The following is a 16629-nucleotide window of genomic DNA, read 5'->3' on the forward strand; positions in this document are numbered from 1 at the left end:
ATTCCTGATTTTGTCAAAATATTTCCTCGAAAAAGCATCAAGTAGAAGCGTAGATCGGCTTAGTGGGATTTCTTTTGATGGCGGAGGTGATTTCCCCACATTTGATTTACAAACCTTCCTTCCACCGTGGGTACTCCTCTTCCAGTAAGCCTTTGGCATAATTGCCTAAATAGCTGTAGCCCACGCGCCGCTCATATTCGATATCCTTGAGCTGTGCCCGCTTGATACCGTCCCGACCAATATAAATTGGCTGCTGGGTCTCCAAATCATAAAAGCGCGCCCAAAGTGGCGATGCCCCAGGCTGGTCCACCACCACAAGATCATAACCTTTAGCTAAACTGGGATCTTTGATCTTTTTGATCGATTTGTTCTCAATTTTATGATCTTCAAACCACGCTATGGCATGCTCTACAGCGGTGACCACTTCAGGGCTTGGATCCGGCAACTGCATCAGGTAACGGACGATATTGACACTCTCCGATCCACTGAGAGAGGGCAATTCATAAGCCCTGGCTTTAGCAGGAGCCAGACTGACCTCATCATGCTGGGCACACCAGATGGTAAGTTGGCCATCAATCTTTACCTGAGTGGCCAGAATGATTTCCAGTCCTTTGTCCAGGGCACCCTTCGCAGCAGCCATTCTTTTGGCATCTGCCAAATCATAAGGAGCTTTTCCTTCAGCCACCTCTCGGAGCAATCTCATCACACCGATCATGGCATTGTCATTATAGGTGATGTGCTGGTAATACCCCTTACGGATAGGGTAATACTGCGGCCAACCGCCATTTTCATATTGGGCTTCCAGTAGGTAGTCGATGCCTTTTAGAAAAGCTACTTTGTACTTTTCCTCTTGGGTGGCGCGATACACTTTTGCCAAATATTCTAGTTGGGAAATGGTCGCTCCATTGTCAATGGTCGTACCTTTATCGCTATCTTTTTCTGCTCGCACCCCCTCCTTCTCGCTCTGGCTGAGCGGGGAGGCCATGTCGATATTTTTATACCAGCCACCATTTTCATGCTGGTAAATCAACACATTATCTGCAATCCGCTGAGCCTCTCCGCTGCCAAACCATTCTTGATCCTGCCGCTGGGCGGTGCGCCAAGACATGTGCTCCTCATCCTGAGTTTGGCCCATTGTGGCGGCACTCCAAGTCAACGTTATAGCAAGATACAAATACCTGAACATCTCTTTTACTTGTTTACGTAAACCGATTTTTCCCATGCTTCCGGTTTTTCCGGCTGGGTATCCACAAACCTGATGCTGTCGGTCAAGTCGCCTTTGATCTGTGTGTAAATTTCATTGCCAGGCACATGAAAAACCGCGTCTTCAAACAACACATCCCTGGTATCCAAAAATTTCATCAAGGAGTCCTGACTGGTCACCTCCACATGCTTAAACGTCAAATTCTTGGCATCATCGGCATTGAAAAACCTCTTGCTGTCTTTGACCACTACATTCTCCATATGCAGGTTTTCTAGTGGTGACTCCGGAATCCCATTAATGTTGACAAATGTACTGGCAGTTTCTACGAGAATATCCTTGATCGTGATGTCCTTAAATTTTGGGGTCAACTCATTTACCGCTCGAAGTGGTTTTCTTTTGGCCAAGTCTCCCACATACAGCTCTTGTCCGAGCATATCCCAGCGGAATGCTGTCTGCCGAAGGTTCATCCTGAGCCTTTCATAGTAGAGGTTTTGGCCTCCACCGCCCCTTGGCCGGCGGGTCTTGAAGCGAATGCCCACGCCTGTATTGTCAAAGACACAGTCGTGGATATAAAGGTTATTTATTTTTCCGGCCGTCTCGCTGCCTATTGTGATGCCGCCATGACCTTCTTTTGCGAGACAATAACGTACCACCACATTCTCGGTCGGCTTGTTGACACGGATACCGTCCTTGCCACGGCCTGCTTTCATGGTGAAGCAGTCATCGCCATTGTTTAGCGTAGAATATTCGATCAGGACATTTCTGGAGGACTCAATGTCAATGCCATCACCTCGGGGGATTCCCACGGAATTTACCGTCACCCCACGGATGATCACCCCGTCACAATAAACCGGCACGATATTCCAAAATGCCGTCCGCTCCAAGGTCACGCCTTCGATATAGACATTCTTGCAATCAGTAGGGGAAATGAACATAGGTAAGAAAATGGATTCACCATCATAGCCTTCATAGACCCGCTCTTCTACTGGTTTATTGATCGGCACAAATTTCTCAGTGACATCTTCCGTCATCATCTGCTCCTTCACGGGACCTTCCTCTGGCCCGTACAAGGTACCATTCCCAGTAACGGCGATATTTTCCTGCTGATAGGCATAGATGCATGCCCCTAGCGACATCACCTCCACACCTTCGTGCCGCGTAAAAACCGCTGGCCTGAAATCCTCCAACTGCCCACTAAAGTACAGTTCGGCACCTTCTTCCAAATGGAAATTAACATTGCTCTTCAGGCTGATCCGTCCGGTCTTCCACTTTCCCGCAGGAACCACCACCTTTCCACCGCCTTGGGCACTGGCTTCATCAATGGCTCCCTGGATAATGCTTGTCGCCAATTCCCCCTCTTCGGCACCTCGTTCGTGAATATTGATCGTAAACGCGGGGAAAACGGGCTTCTTGAACTCAGGCATGGCAAATGGAGCCTCCACAGGCGCTATTTTGTCGGGCATGTTTGCCGCCCCCACTTGGTCCTTGGTCATCAGGCTATCCAGTGGAAAATAGGAAGGTGATGCTTGTCTGGCTTCTTCTGAACAGCTAGCAAAAAGCGTGGCAAGAAGTAGTAAAAAGGCAGATTCCTTTAGGATCAGTTTCATGGCTAATTTTGAGTTTTGGGTGTCCTATGATCCATTAAATTAGCCACCATAAATTTACCTGCCATCCTGCCGTATCCTGAATTTTAATCCACAATCCCCTCCACACCCCTCGATCCCCTGATAGGCGAAGGATCGACGCTCGGTAACCAGCGAGCAATAATCAGTGATCGGCAAGATGCTAAACTAACAGTTGCCTGTCGTCCGCGAACAGTGGACAACAAACCTTAAAACATTACAACCTTATAACGTTAAACTCATCCCTCCGCACACCCCTCGACCCCCTGATAGGGGATGGATCGACGCTCGGTAACCAGCAAGCGATAATCAGTGATCGGCAGGATGCTAAACTAACAGTTGCCTGTCGTCCGCGAACAGTGGACAACAAACCTTGAAACATTACAACCTTGAAACTTTAAACTCATCTCTTCCGCACACCCCTCGATCCCCTGATAGGGGATGGATCGACGCTCGGTAACCAGCAAGCAATAATCAGTGATCGGCAAGATGCTAAGCTAACAGTTGCCTGTCGTCCGCGAACAGTGGACAACAAACCTTAAAACATTACAACCTTGAAACTTTAAAACATTAAGGCTTATAAGCTGAGTTCATAAAAATTTTCTGGGCATCCTTTTCGTTCATGAGCTGGACCAAATCCAAGTCCTTTTCTTCTGCATAGGCATCCACGATGTTCCAGCCAACCCATCTCCCCACCCTACCAGGTGCGTCTGGGCTGATCGCATCGGTAAACGGGGCCTCGCCGGTATATTTTCGCACTTCAAAAGGATTTGTCTCATAAATGGCCTCCTGCTCGATCAACTGCGTCCAGATAAAATCCTCATTTGCATAGCATGCCGCCAGCTCTTCGGGCGTATAGCCGATGACATGCTCTTCAGATGTACACGGAAGCATGGCTTGGGTAAAATGGTAAGCCTTTCCATAAAATATCATTTCGGCAAGAAGTGAATTATCACCTAAATCTGTCTTATTGTACCGGGAAGAAATAGCGGTAACGATCATCGGCACCAAATGGTCCCTGTTGTATCGATCCGTCATGTATTTGGGGAGATCCGGTGGCTGGAAGCGATGATCAGAAGGCAGAAAATAATCCAATCCAATGACAATCATCTCATTGTCCATATACAGATCAGTTGTAAATCCACTCACAAACGTGTACACCTTTGGCACCTCAAAATCAGGATAATAATATTTTATATGTTTAAATGCAGTGAGCAGATCCGTTTCCAGCTTATCGAGGGCAGGGAAGTTGGTATTGACTTCTTGGTAGAGCTCTTGCATCAAGGTGTCTTTGGGAATGCCATATAAAGTGGAAACCAAGTGCCCAATGCTAGGGTACAGGTCATCTCTCAGGTACATCTCTGAAAAATAAGGGTGCTCTTCCAGAAAATAGGCAATATCCTCCTCGCTTTCAGCCTCAAACAGCGGTCTTTCGAGGCGTTCTATCGTAAGTTCTAGTGGAATCCCGCTCACCTTTTCAGAAATCACGCAGCCCTCTTTATCCTGCTTGCAGGCACAAAACAATATTAAAATTAAAAGAAATATTCCCGAATTTCTATTCATCTGATGTACTTTTGCAAAAGTAATGTAAACTATCCGTTGCGTAAAAAGGCCTTGCCTCATAGCATCTTAGTGTAAACTTAAGCATGGCTTTTGCGGTTCTCCAAAAGAAAAGGTAAATAAATTTCATGGCAAAAGGAGCTTTTCCCCACTTATTATCGTGCATTCGTTTTATGCTGGCAGCCTGCACCATTTTATCGGTAGTCGCCTGTGGAGATGATGAGCCCTCTCCGGATTTTAAAGCGCTCAGCATTGGAGCCTTCGTATCGCAAGATCCAAATTTCGATGTGATTGCCGATGCGGTAGCATTGACCACTTGGAAAGACAGCCTTGACCAAGGTGGCCCATACACCATGTTGCTGCCCAGTAACAAAGCCCTTTCTGATGAAAACATCGAATCTGTAGATGACCTATCCATCGATGAATGGCAGCGGTTGCTGGATTATCACATTGTCCCTACGGCACTCACCAGTGAGCAGTTGGTAGGCACGGTACAGGAAAGCCTATTGCCGGGCTACTATTGGCTAGTCAATAAAAATGAAAATGAGATCGACGTCAATGGGGAAACCAAAATGCTCTCCGGTGATATCGAGTTGAAAAATGGCATGGTCCACATCTTGGAAGGGCTATTGGAACCACAAGCATTAACTGTCACCTTCATGGCCCAAAACCGAGGGTTCAATATTTTCGTCAAAGGTCTCCTTCAGTCCGGCTTGGAACAGGTTTTGGAAAATAAAGAGCAAAATTTCACTCTATTTGCCCCCACCGATGAAGCATTTGAAACGTATTTTCAGACCAATGAAATTTCCGAAGAAGATTGGCTTGACTTTTCGAGGCTTGATGATTTCATGAAGTATTTTGTATTGGAAAACTCACTGGACAGTACGCAACTAACAGCTGGGTACCGCATCACCTTGACCGGAGACACGCTATATGTCAGTAATCAAGATGGAGAGATTTGGCTTAATGGAATTGGCTCGCTGCAGGAGAAAGACATCCAGGGAGGCAATGGACTTATCCATGGCATAGACCGGGTCATCACGGCACCCGAACAATCGCTGGCCACGGTGGTTTCCGAAAACACTCAAGGAAATGGCTATGCTGAATTTAAGGCGGCACTGATCTATGCCCAATTATTAAGCACTTTGGAAGAAAGTATGCCCATGACGATTTTCGCGCCGGACAACGAGGCCTTTACAGACTGGTACGAAAAACTAGGCGTGGCAGGATATTATGAGGTGGACGAAACCCTGCTTAGGCAGACATTACTTTATCATATTGCGGTCGGCAGGCACTTTACTCAAGATTTTGGAAACGGACAAGTGCTTTCCTCCCGGCTAAGTGGTGCGTCCATTGAAATCGATACTGAGGCAGGATCCATTAATGGAGCCTCCTTGGACTCCAACTACATCAATAAATTGGGAACAAACGGCATCATACATGGTGTTCAAGCTGTTTTTGAGCTTCCTTCTTAGCGCAAATCACTCCCTTGGGCCTGCTGTCTGTTAAGTCGGAGCCCACCAAGGCGCCTGTTTAGAATCTCCGTGAATATTTCGGCTCCTTGGGGATTCAAGTGAGTATCGTCTAGAAAGTAATGTGGATCATCCTCAAGGACATGCTCATAGTTCCAGAAGACTACTTGGTCATCTTCCTCATAGCTGGCCAAAAAACGTTCCCTTCTCTCCACCACTTCCGCAGTGGCCGCTTTATTGTTCATCCAAAACTTCGGCGGAGCGACAAACACTACTTGGATTCCTCTGTCCTTACACTTGGCTACCATATCCGCCAGAAGCTTTTCGTTCTTGCTATAGCATTCATCGTGAATGGAATTTTGGTAGGGCAATCGCTTAAAGAGTTCTCCTGAGGCCTTTAGCTTGGTGGTATCATATTGGTACTGGCCAAAAAGATCATTAAAGTCCGAAACATCATAGATAAAACCGCTTTCATTGTACCGCTCCATATTCTTCTCATCTTTCATATAAGCGCAGAAAAGCTTAAAATAAAAACGGAAGTTGGCGGTAAGCAAAAAGTTGTTCTTTACATCAGGCTCATAATTTTGAATATCATAATAGATATTAAAAAGATGGTTACTTTCCCATCGTTGGTCATTATCATTTTCCATATAGCCCAATGAAAGATCAAAAAGAACATATTTCAATCTTGGCAATTGGGGTAGAAATTTTTCGAAAAGCATCAAATTGGTATTGATGGCACTGGCCTCATGTGCCAATGAAGCAGTCGGAAGCTCCATGCCCTCTGGATTTATGGCACGCCAAGAATAGGATGGTCCCAAGATCAGTGTTTCAATTTTCTCCTTGTGTTGCTCCAGGTAATCGCTCTTGGCTTGGTAAATATTATCCCGAAGGTACACTTCCATGGGAGCAAAGATCAAGACCAGTGGGAAAGCAAATGCAGCGATATTTATTAGAAATTTCCTCATGGTGCATTAAAATTGAAAGTATAGAAAATCCTGCGGCTTTCCCCCATAATAAAATACGGCGAACAATAAGCCATAATAAACGCCCCAACGCACGACCTTTGGGATTTGCCGACCAGATATGTCCAGCCCATGCTCCTTTTCCCGCTGCAGCCACTCCGTCACCACTAATAAAACAATCCCTGCCAACGCCCTGTTTTCGGGTAATAGCGGAACGCTAAAAATGGATATGTCAACCATTGACAGGAGATAATCAAGGCATTTGGAAAATGGCTGGATAAAAAAGAAAAGTGCCAATATGGTAAATGACATAAAGGTCCTTACCATCAGTCCCAGCTCTTTTAAACTGGGCAATAGCTTACCATGGGCCACCTTCGTTGTGTACTTTTTCCTCCGCCAAAAAATGAATTTCATAAACAGTAGCGCATGTAACAAGCCCCATGTGACATAGGTCCAAGCCGCACCGTGCCAAAGTCCAGTCACCAAGAAAATAATCAGGATATTTCTGGCCACTTGCCATTTTCGAAATCCCTTTAACCGCCTAATGATGTAATCCCTAAACCAGGTAAACAGTGAGATATGCCACTTTTGCCAAAGCTCCGGTATGCTCCTCGCGAAAAGCGGAAAGTCAAAATTCTTCATTAGCCGAAACCCAAACAGTCTTCCTGTACCAATAGCAATGTCCGAATAGCCAGAAAAATCACAGTAAAACTGAAATGAAAACATCACCAAGCACATCAATAAGCTACTTGCCGAGTGATCTTCATAATTCATCGAAATGGTGTACGTATAGACGGCAAGGTTGTCTGCTACCACGATTTTCTTAAAAAGCCCCCACAGCATTTGGCGCATACCGTCCCCAGCACTCGCATAGTCAAACTCCCGCCTCTGCTGAAATTGTGGTAGGAGATGTGTGGCCCGCTCAATGGGCCCTGCTACCAGCTGGGGGAAAAAGCTCACATAGGCAAAAAAAGCAAAGAAATCCTTCGTCCCCTGCAGCTTGCGGTCATATACATCAATGGTGTAACTGAGGGTCTGCAACGTATAAAAACTAATGCCGACAGGTAAAATAATATTTAGCCTGTCAGGCGACATATTATAGCCCAAAAATGTAAAAGCCCCTACAAAACTGTCTAGGAAAAAGTTGTAGTATTTAAAAAATCCCAACATCCCCAAGTTTACGAGCAGACTAATGCCCAAGAGTACATTTCGTTTAGGCTTATCAGAAACGTTATTCAGTCCAATGCCCACCAAAAAATCCACCAAACTGCTAATAGCGATAAGTATCAAGAACCGCCAATCCCACCAACCGTAAAATACGTAACTGGCCACCAAAATCAGCGCATTCTGTAGCCTTAGCTTGTTTTTAAGAACAAACCAATACAGAAAAAACACAATAGGCAAAAATATGGCAAACTCTAATGAAGTGGTCAGCATAAGTAAAATCCAAAAACGGCCATAACTATATTCGCAGGTTTATTTCCAATACTTCCGTCAGCAATGGCTCCATGAAAACACCTTTCTTGAAAACCCACCGAAGATTTTTAGTATTGGGAAGATCATAATGTAAAAGAATAAAACAATTATCTTAAAAGCAAATTTACGTATGTAAAAAACATTTATAAAGACATGAAACCTTAATCATACGTAATAGCGATCTATTGACCAAAATAAAAATAGAAGCTTAAAAGGCACTGATCCTCACTGGCAGCATCGATCATCAGAATATAAATAGGCTGGAACAAGTCTCAAGCATATAATGATGTGAAACATATAAACCTTCAGTCTTTGATGGTATTTTATCAGGTATCACCATGATTTTGCTCCTCAAAAAATTAGATTAACAGATATTTAATGCTGATTACAAAATAAATTTTCATAATTTTACTTCATAAATATAAAAATGTATAACTACTATTTTAAGAGAGCATTGGCAATTTTTTACAACGAAAAGAAAATGGTATTTAAATTGCTGTAGCGTTGCAAAATTTTAGTGAAGTAAAAAATTTTTATGGCGAGACGGTTTTACAAATACTTTCCATGGTTATTTCTCCTTGGTGACGTTTTGGTAATAGCACTTTCCCTGCTTCTGACGAATTGGGTGGTCAGTAAAATAGTTGTTATCAATAACATGAATCCGCTTTTATACGGTCTGTACTTGCTCATTTGGGTAATATTGGCTGCATTCAGGAAGGATTATAAAGTAGGAAGGACCACGGACTATTTCTTCACCCTTCAAAAACTCTTCGGGACCATTTTATGGTTTTTTTCCATCGTTTCTGTGCTTTGGATCACCTTTCAGGCCTACCACTTAAGTAGGTTGTTCCTCTTAATGGATGCAGCCTCCATGACGGTGTTGCTGAGCCTGTACAGGGTGGGGACACACATCGCACTGAAGCAATATCGCTCGCATGGTGGCAACTACCGGAACGCGGTCATCATCGGTAAAGGAGGCACAAGTTATAAATTGGCGAAAGTCTTCCAAACCAGAAGGGATTTCGGGATCAATTTCCTGGGCTATTATGATGAAATGAGCTCTTGTGTAGAGACCCGTGGAAATTTAAATGATTTTTTTGATGAAGTAAAAAACATGGAGCTTGACCTGATCTATATCAACGAGCGCCTGGACTTACCCACCATCAAGAAAATCGTCCATTATGCAGACGAACATTACATCAAAGTCAAAGTGATCCCGGGCGGAAGTTTACAATTGGAGAAAAAGCTTTCTTTCTCCAAGTACGGAGATTTCTTCGTCATCAATGTCAATGCCATCCCCCTGGACAATGCCTTCAACAGGGTGTGCAAAAGAGCCTTTGACATTTTATTCTCTTTGGTGGTTACGGTCTTTATATTGAGCTGGATGATCCCACTTGTCGGCTTTTTGATCAGGCTGGAATCCCAAGGCCCCATTTTCTTTATTCAGCTTAGAAACGGGGAAAACAACCGCGTATTTAGATGCCTTAAGTTTCGGTCCATGACGCCAAACGATTACGCTGACACCCATCAGGCCACTAAAAACGATCCAAGGGTCACGCGTATCGGCAGATTTTTGCGTAGTTCATCCTTGGATGAAATGCCGCAGTTCCTGAATGTGCTGATCGGTGACATGTCTATCGTAGGTCCCCGACCTCATACCGTCCCTATGAACGAGACATTCAAGACCCAAATCGAAAAGTACAACGCCCGCCATAAGATCAAACCTGGCATCACGGGACTGGCACAGGTGAAAGGCTATCGTGGTGAGATCATAAAGCCCTACCAAATACGATCAAGAGTACGCTTGGATTATTTTTATATCCAAAACTGGACCTTGTGGATGGACTTAAAGATCGTTTTCAGAACCATCCATGAGATGGGGATGAACCGGGATAATGTATATTAAGAATGGACACCTCTACTGTTACTGCCTGCAAGCTTTGCGGAAACACCAAGCAAAACCATGTCCATGAAGCCCGTGAAATGATGTTTGGCACACGTGACAAGTTTTATTATTTGGAATGTGGAGCGTGCCACTCCCTGCAAATTTGTACCATTCCTGACAATCTTGGCGAATACTACCCTAGTGACTACTATTCTTTAGGTGAAATTAACTTTTCCACTTGGCCTGTACGATTCATTAAAAAGCTGAGATATTCGCTTTACCGCCTCACCAAAATGGGCATTTTTAAACATTACCATTATGGCGATTGGCTGGAAAACTTGGCCCTTCCACTGAACAGTAAAATCCTTGACCTAGGCTGTGGAAATGGCCAACTGTTGTATGAGTTTTATGCGTGTGGATACGTCAATCTCACAGGTGCAGATCCTTTCATGAAACGCTCAATTCAGGTAAATCCCCATATCCATCTGGTCAAAAAGTCCGTTTTTGAATTGGAGGACACATTTGACTGTATCATGATGCACCACTCTTTTGAGCATATGGACCATCCTGCCGCCACTATTCAAAAAACCGTCGAGCTGCTAAACCCTAACGGAAAGCTGCTCATCAGAATCCCAGTGGCCCAAAAAGCCGCTTGGCAAAAATACGGGATGGACTGGATCCAAGTGGATGCTCCAAGGCATCTTTTTATCCACAGCGAGGCGTCTATGCTAAACCTTGCAGAGAATGCTGGACTTAAACTGGATAAAATCATCTATGACAGTACCGCGTTCCAGTTTACAGGCAGCGAATTGTATCAGCGCAATATTCCTTTTCTCGAAAGCAGAAAAAAAGCGCATTTTTCAGCACAAGAAATCAAGCGTTTCGAAAACCAAGCCCAGCTCCTTAATGATCAAAAAGAAGGCGATCAAGCTTGCTTTTATTTTTCTAAACGTTGAATTTTTATGGTGTTAACGGCCCTCTTGGTCTGATCAAAAGCCTTCACGAAGCGTTACCGCCAAGAAATCTTTCCAACTCACCTGATCAAACGGCAACCAATCCAGTTTAACCCGCTTTCAATGCCGTTTAGTTAAGGCCATTTCCCTGTTTTCACCTGCTAGGAGTTTCTTTTCTATTTGACTTTAACTGTATGGCTTTGGCCATTTTGGTGGATTTTATCCTTTTCCTTTTTTCCATTGATGAAAAAAGAAAGAAAAAAATCTAGGCCGGTGGTCTGCCCTTTAAAATGGGACATAGATTTACCCTGCGACCGAGATCCGTCACCCATTTTAATTTCCACCCGATGGCTACGGCCTAAAAGCGAGTGGGTCTCGCTGTTCCACGACGCGAGCCAACTCACTTTCTTAACGGCCTCCACCATCGGCTGGAAAACAGGCATACCAAGGGCCGTAATAAGGAAGCGATACCTTTTTTGGCTCAGGTGGGCTTATAGTTCCGGCTCAACTTGGTTACTTAAGAAAATATACCACTACATGGAATAATGATGATAATTTATCCATAAGAAACTTATTAATCGGATCCGCCTTGTAGGTATTGGGCGTTAAGAAATTAAATAGCGGGTGAGCAAGAAGGCAGGCTTGTTTGACGAAATACTAGCCAAAAAGAATGTTGGCAGCGAGAAAAGGAGGAGTTTGCCTGCATGAGGGGAGGTTTTAATTTTAGCCCAATACCTGCACACCTGTGCGCCGTGGCGTAGCGGCGGGTTTTTTTGGGTTACTCTTTTGACCTGAAGCAAAAAAGTAACAAAGGTAAAGAGATGAAAACCATCTTGGAATTTAGCAGAAAAACAATAGAACCAATTTTTCCAGGTACATACTAACTAAACAACATTGATAATGCGGGTTTAAGCCCGGAACATACATTAGCCCATCTAGTACGCGGCCGTTGCCTCTGTCTTCAGACCGGCTGATGTTAGTACAGATTCATACTTCAAAACGGTTCCCAAAACAGAAACCGGGTTAAAAAGCCAATGCAAATAGTAAAAGCAGAAGCAACCAGACAATTTCCACAAAATACCAGTACAAAATAAATAGCCTTATCCTCATGCCCACATAGGGGTTATTGCTAAAAACGAGCTCTTTTATAGGATTAACGACCACTTGATGGACCTCATAAATCATCATTAGGACAAAAATCATAGCACCCAGCAGATGCATGATATGGATGCCGGTAAGGACGTACAGGTAACTTCCACTGGGTACACCCGAAAACTCAACTCCCTGCCGCCCCAGAACTATCCATCCCCACACCTGGAAGCCAATAAAAAAGAGCCCGACCAATAAAACCGACCACAGTGCCTTCTTCAGCAACCATGGTGCGTCGATTTTCAAATAACGTCCCAGTCTCCAAGTCCAGAAATTCCCACTCAACAGCACAGCCGTACTCCCCCAAAAGGGCCAAGGCAAGTGATGCGCCTTAAGGGAATCATCCTGTATAAATGTCAATAAAAAGGCTACCGCCAAAAACAAAAAAACTATTCCACTGCCTGCCATGCCCAAGTAAACCAATAATTGGTAGGGGTGAAGTTGCTCTATTTTCTTAATCAGGCCAGGTGAAGCGTCTCTTTTCATCTTTTCAATGGGTTCAGAGGATATGTTTTGCAGGCAAAATCTGGGTGACTCTACGTAAGTAACAGGTACTATTGGGTCATTAGGTCAACTTATTTTTTCATTGAATAGTTGCAAACAAGAACCTTTACTTGGGCCAAAGCAAAAAGCAGCCGTCACCAATAGCGGCTCCCTCTAATTCTACCAAGCATCCTGTAAACCTCAGCGCATCTGCATTGGGTGGCAATCTGATAAACTCCCCCACGATACGGTAGGTAATTTGACCGGTGAGGATTCATTTGAAGGTTGCTAAACTGTGCCTTATTTCTAGAAAGACGGCCAGCGGCACAGGTGATCCTTGACGTACACAAAAGTCGTTTCCTCCAAAACCCTTAAATGCTTTTGATCCGAGGATGCCAGTTATTGTGCACCAGAATCTACAGCTTTTTTATAACTTGCAGCTTGAAAGGCAATGTCCGGTTATCTTCCTAAACAAGAACAATTTATTTTGGAAAAGAAAGCATTTCTCACCCTTTACGAGCAAGATTCCTATATCAAAACAGTGGCCAAGGCTATTCAGGCCTCGGCAAGTAGCAACTTCGCTTTTAAGGGCATTTCAGGTAGCATGGACATGGTCCTGTTGGCTGCCCTTATAAATCTCCGAAAAAGCAGCCACCTGATCATCGCGCATGATAAAGAAGAAGCAGCCTATCTGGCAAGTGACCTTAGTAGCCTCCTTGAAAAAGTAACACCCCATGTGTTTCCATCCTCCTACAAGCGCCCATATCAGCACGAAGAAGTGGACAATGCCAATGTACTGATGCGTGCAGAGATTCTAAGCAAAGTACTCTCAAAGGAAAACGAGATGGAAGTGATCGTTTCTTACCCCGAGGCCCTTTACGAAAAAGTCATCAACAAAAAGTCCCTTCAAGAAAACACCTTCACCGCTAAAGTGGGCGAAAAAGTGGACACTGAGTTTATTGCCGAGCTGCTTAGCACCTATGATTTCGAAAAAACGGATTTTGTGTACGAGCCTGGTCAGTTTGCCATACGCGGTGGCATCATCGATGTATTCTCTTTTGCCCATGATTCCCCGTACCGTATAGAGCTCTTTGGCAAAGAAATAGAGAGCATCAGGACTTTTGACACCGAAAGCCAGTTATCTCAGGAAGAGCTTGGTCACATCAGCATCATCCCCAATGTACAGACCAAGCTGATGCAAGAGGTACGGCAGTCCTTCACCGACTTCATGCCAAAAGAAACCTGCGTATGGATAAAAGATCTGCAGTTTACCATGGATATGCTGGACAATGCTTTCGATAAGGCCAACCAGCATTTTGAAAAGATCGTCGATCAGACCGGCAACGAGAAATTGGTGTTAGAGCCACAAAATCTGTTTGATGATGGTGCGACTTTCTTGCGGTCCCTAGATCCGCTGACCAAAATAGAATTTGGCAATCAGTTTCACCTCCCCAGCTCCCAGACATTTGATTTTGACATCAAACCCCAACCTTCTTTCAATAAAAACTTTGATTTATTGGTGGACAATCTGGTGGACAATGAGCGCAAGGGATTACTGAACATTATCTGCTCAGAAAGTGAAAAGCAGGTGGAGCGGCTACAGAACATCTTTCAGGAACTTGACCCTACGTTAAAAGTCCAATCATTGCCCATAAGCATCAGGGAAGGTTTTATAGACCATTCGGTGATGATCGCATGCTATACCGACCACCAGATTTTTGAACGGTATCACCGGTATAAGAGCAACAAAAAAGCCAGCAAGACCAAAGCCCTTACCCTCAAAGAACTCAAGACCCTCCAAGCTGGAGATTATGTGGTTCATGTGGATTATGGAGTAGGCCGGTTTGCCGGGCTGGAAAAGGTCGAAATAAATGGCAATTATCAAGAAGCCGTACGGCTGATATTTCGGGATGATGACCTGCTATACGTAAACATCCACTCACTGCACAAGATATCAAAATATTCCGGTCAGGAGGGCACCCTTCCCACCATGTCCAAACTGGGCTCTCCAGAGTGGGAAAACAAAAAGAAAAAAGTAAAGCGCAAAGTCAAGGACATTGCCAAAGACCTTATCGCTCTTTATGCCAAAAGAAGGAATGCCCAAGGACACCAGTATGCTCCTGACAGTGTCTTGCAGGTAGAACTGGAGAGTTCTTTTATCTTTGAGGACACACCAGATCAGGCGGTGGCTACCGGTGACGTAAAAGCCGATATGGAAAAACCTTATCCGATGGACAGATTAGTCTGCGGGGACGTAGGTTTCGGAAAGACAGAAGTCGCCATCCGAGCAGCCTTCAAAGCCATCAACGACCGCAAACAAGTGGCCGTCTTGGTGCCTACTACCATTTTGGCCATGCAACATTACCGTACATTCAAGGAACGACTGGAAGGTTTTCCAGTGAAGGTGGATTATATTAATCGCTTTCGTACTACCAAACAGGTTAAGGAAATCACCAACCAGGTCACTTCTGGAGAAATTGATATCCTCGTGGGCACGCACCGCATTGTGAACAAGGATGTCCAGTTTAAGGACTTGGGGCTGCTTATAATCGATGAAGAACAGAAATTCGGGGTTAAGGTAAAAGACCAGTTAAAAGAACTCCGTGTCAATGTCGATGTGCTTACCTTGACCGCAACGCCCATCCCGAGGACCTTGCACTTCTCCCTCATGGGAGCACGTGACCTTTCGGTCATCGCCACACCTCCGCCCAATAGGCAGCCAGTGACCACCGAGATCCACACATTTGAGGAAGAAGTCATCCGAGATGCGGTTTCCAGGGAACTTCAGCGAGGTGGACAGGTCTTTTTTGTCCACAATAGGGTCGGAGAAATTGACTCCATCGCCAACCTCATCATGCGGCTGGTCCCCGACGCCAAAGTGGCCGGTGCCCATGGTCAGATGGACGGTAAGCAACTGGAAAAAGTGATGGTGAGGTTTATTGAAGGTGAATTTGACGTATTGGTATCTACCAACATCATCGAATCAGGGCTGGACATTCCCAATGCAAATACCATCATCATCAACAGGGCCCATATGTTTGGCCTCAGTGACCTCCACCAGATGCGTGGAAGAGTAGGCAGGAGCAATAAAAAAGCCTATTGCTACCTTCTCACTTCACCCATGTCGGGACTTACGGCAGAAGCACGAAAGCGCCTGCAAACCCTCGAGGAGTTTTCTGATCTGGGGGATGGCTTCAAAGTGGCCATGAGAGACTTGGACATCCGTGGTGCCGGTAACCTTTTGGGTGCCGAGCAAAGTGGTTTTATCACCGACCTGGGATTCGAAATGTACCACAAAATCCTGGACGAAGCAGTACAAGAGCTGAAGGAAAATGAGTTTGCCAGTCTCTTTGAGGTAGATCTGAAAGAAAAAGTGAAAGTTTTGGTACAGGACTGTGTGATCGAAACTGACATGGAATTATTGATCCCTGAGGACTATGTCACCAATATTTCCGAAAGGCTAAACCTATATTCCAAACTGGACAATATCAAAACAGAAGAAGAGCTGGCCAAATTTGCCCATTCTGTTTTGGATCGCTTTGGCCCGATCCCAGCGGCAGTGGAAGACCTTTTTGAAACCGTCCGCTTACGCTGGTATGCAGAAAGGCTGGGCTTTGAAAAGCTGGTCCTCAAGAATGGCCAGATGAAATGCTACTTCGTACCTAGCACCAGGGAAAGCTATTTTAAATCGGATATTTTTGGAAATATTATTCGATTTATTCAAGGTCATGGCAAGTTCTGTAAAATAAAAGAACATAAAAATCGTTTAATTCTTACCATTGGTGGCATCAAATCCGTAGAGAAGGCCAAGCAATGGCTAAGCGAAATGAGCACTTAAAATTTGCTTTTATCTTTTCAAT

General features: G+C 44.7%; 11 protein-coding genes. 4 read left to right on the forward strand and 7 right to left on the reverse strand.

Annotated elements, in window-relative coordinates:
- Nucleotides 1-106: 106 nt before the first annotated feature.
- The 3 genes from pelA to gldB all read right to left on the reverse strand — a co-directional run bounded on the left by pelA (nucleotide 107) and on the right by gldB (nucleotide 4389).
- Complete coding sequence (pelA, locus tag FDP09_RS03750; RefSeq protein WP_229683388.1) at nucleotides 107-1222, reverse strand: pectate lyase; 1116 nt, start codon at nucleotides 1220-1222, stop codon at nucleotides 107-109.
- A complete protein-coding gene (locus tag FDP09_RS03755) occupies nucleotides 1192-2811 on the reverse strand; it encodes a glycoside hydrolase family 28 protein (RefSeq protein ID WP_137401370.1) in 1620 nt (539 codons plus the stop codon). Before FDP09_RS03755 ends, pelA begins: the two co-directional genes overlap by 31 nt.
- A gap of 585 nt (nucleotides 2812-3396) precedes the next feature.
- Nucleotides 3397-4389: a gliding motility lipoprotein GldB gene (gene gldB, locus FDP09_RS03760; RefSeq protein WP_137401371.1), complete on the reverse strand. Its 993-nt coding sequence runs from the start codon at nucleotides 4387-4389 to the stop codon at nucleotides 3397-3399.
- Nucleotides 4390-4514: 125 nt separating this feature from the next.
- Between gldB and FDP09_RS03765 the strand changes: the two genes are divergently transcribed.
- Complete coding sequence (locus tag FDP09_RS03765) at nucleotides 4515-5861, forward strand: fasciclin domain-containing protein (RefSeq protein ID WP_137401372.1); 1347 nt, start codon at nucleotides 4515-4517, stop codon at nucleotides 5859-5861.
- Here the strand turns inward: FDP09_RS03765 and FDP09_RS03770 are convergent.
- Both FDP09_RS03770 and FDP09_RS03775 read right to left on the reverse strand, forming a co-directional pair.
- Complete coding sequence (locus tag FDP09_RS03770; protein WP_137401373.1) at nucleotides 5858-6826, reverse strand: hypothetical protein; 969 nt, start codon at nucleotides 6824-6826, stop codon at nucleotides 5858-5860. The genes FDP09_RS03765 and FDP09_RS03770 overlap by 4 nt on opposite strands.
- A 6-nt stretch (nucleotides 6827-6832) precedes the next feature.
- Nucleotides 6833-8260 carry an MBOAT family O-acyltransferase gene (locus FDP09_RS03775; protein ID WP_137401374.1) on the reverse strand — a complete coding sequence of 476 codons (1428 nt, stop codon included), beginning with the start codon at nucleotides 8258-8260 and terminating at the stop codon, nucleotides 6833-6835.
- A gap of 574 nt (nucleotides 8261-8834) precedes the next feature.
- Between FDP09_RS03775 and FDP09_RS03780 the strand changes: the two genes are divergently transcribed.
- Nucleotides 8835-10205, forward strand: coding sequence for an exopolysaccharide biosynthesis polyprenyl glycosylphosphotransferase (locus tag FDP09_RS03780; RefSeq protein WP_137401375.1), 1371 nt, complete (start codon nucleotides 8835-8837; stop codon nucleotides 10203-10205).
- Between the two features lie 2 nt (nucleotides 10206-10207).
- A complete protein-coding gene (locus FDP09_RS03785) occupies nucleotides 10208-11140 on the forward strand; it encodes a class I SAM-dependent methyltransferase (RefSeq protein WP_137401376.1) in 933 nt (310 codons plus the stop codon).
- A gap of 173 nt (nucleotides 11141-11313) precedes the next feature.
- On the opposite strand, the gene FDP09_RS03790 is transcribed toward FDP09_RS03785, so the two are convergent.
- A complete protein-coding gene (locus tag FDP09_RS03790; protein ID WP_137401377.1) occupies nucleotides 11314-11580 on the reverse strand; it encodes a hypothetical protein in 267 nt (88 codons plus the stop codon).
- Nucleotides 11581-12160: 580 nt separating this feature from the next.
- Entirely contained in the window at nucleotides 12161-12772 is a 612-nt protein-coding gene (locus FDP09_RS03795; RefSeq protein WP_137401378.1) for a cytochrome c oxidase subunit 3, read from the reverse strand.
- A 484-nt stretch (nucleotides 12773-13256) separates the two neighbouring features.
- Here FDP09_RS03795 and mfd point away from each other — a divergent pair, with 484 nt between their 5' ends.
- Nucleotides 13257-16607, forward strand: coding sequence for a transcription-repair coupling factor (gene mfd / locus FDP09_RS03800; protein WP_137401379.1), 3351 nt, complete (start codon nucleotides 13257-13259; stop codon nucleotides 16605-16607).
- Nucleotides 16608-16629 lie beyond the last annotated feature (22 nt).

This window comes from Echinicola rosea, from assembly GCF_005281475.1.
Lineage (GTDB): Bacteria > Bacteroidota > Bacteroidia > Cytophagales > Cyclobacteriaceae > Echinicola > Echinicola rosea.

What these genes read in the sequence shown, in the direction of transcription:
- gldB (WP_137401371.1), bottom strand. Translation starts at nt 4,389, where the DNA reads ATGAATAGAAATTCGGGAATATTTCTTTTAATTTTAATATTGTTTTGT.
- FDP09_RS03755 (WP_137401370.1), bottom strand. Translation starts at nt 2,811, where the DNA reads ATGAAACTGATCCTAAAGGAATCTGCCTTTTTACTACTTCTTGCCACG.
- FDP09_RS03790 (WP_137401377.1), bottom strand. Translation starts at nt 11,580, where the DNA reads ATGCCTGTTTTCCAGCCGATGGTGGAGGCCGTTAAGAAAGTGAGTTGG.
- FDP09_RS03780 (WP_137401375.1), top strand. Translation starts at nt 8,835, where the DNA reads ATGGCGAGACGGTTTTACAAATACTTTCCATGGTTATTTCTCCTTGGT.
- FDP09_RS03795 (WP_137401378.1), bottom strand. Translation starts at nt 12,772, where the DNA reads ATGAAAAGAGACGCTTCACCTGGCCTGATTAAGAAAATAGAGCAACTT.
- pelA (WP_229683388.1), bottom strand. Translation starts at nt 1,222, where the DNA reads ATGGGAAAAATCGGTTTACGTAAACAAGTAAAAGAGATGTTCAGGTAT.
- FDP09_RS03765 (WP_137401372.1), top strand. Translation starts at nt 4,515, where the DNA reads ATGGCAAAAGGAGCTTTTCCCCACTTATTATCGTGCATTCGTTTTATG.
- FDP09_RS03775 (WP_137401374.1), bottom strand. Translation starts at nt 8,260, where the DNA reads ATGCTGACCACTTCATTAGAGTTTGCCATATTTTTGCCTATTGTGTTT.
- FDP09_RS03785 (WP_137401376.1), top strand. Translation starts at nt 10,208, where the DNA reads ATGGACACCTCTACTGTTACTGCCTGCAAGCTTTGCGGAAACACCAAG.
- FDP09_RS03770 (WP_137401373.1), bottom strand. Translation starts at nt 6,826, where the DNA reads ATGAGGAAATTTCTAATAAATATCGCTGCATTTGCTTTCCCACTGGTC.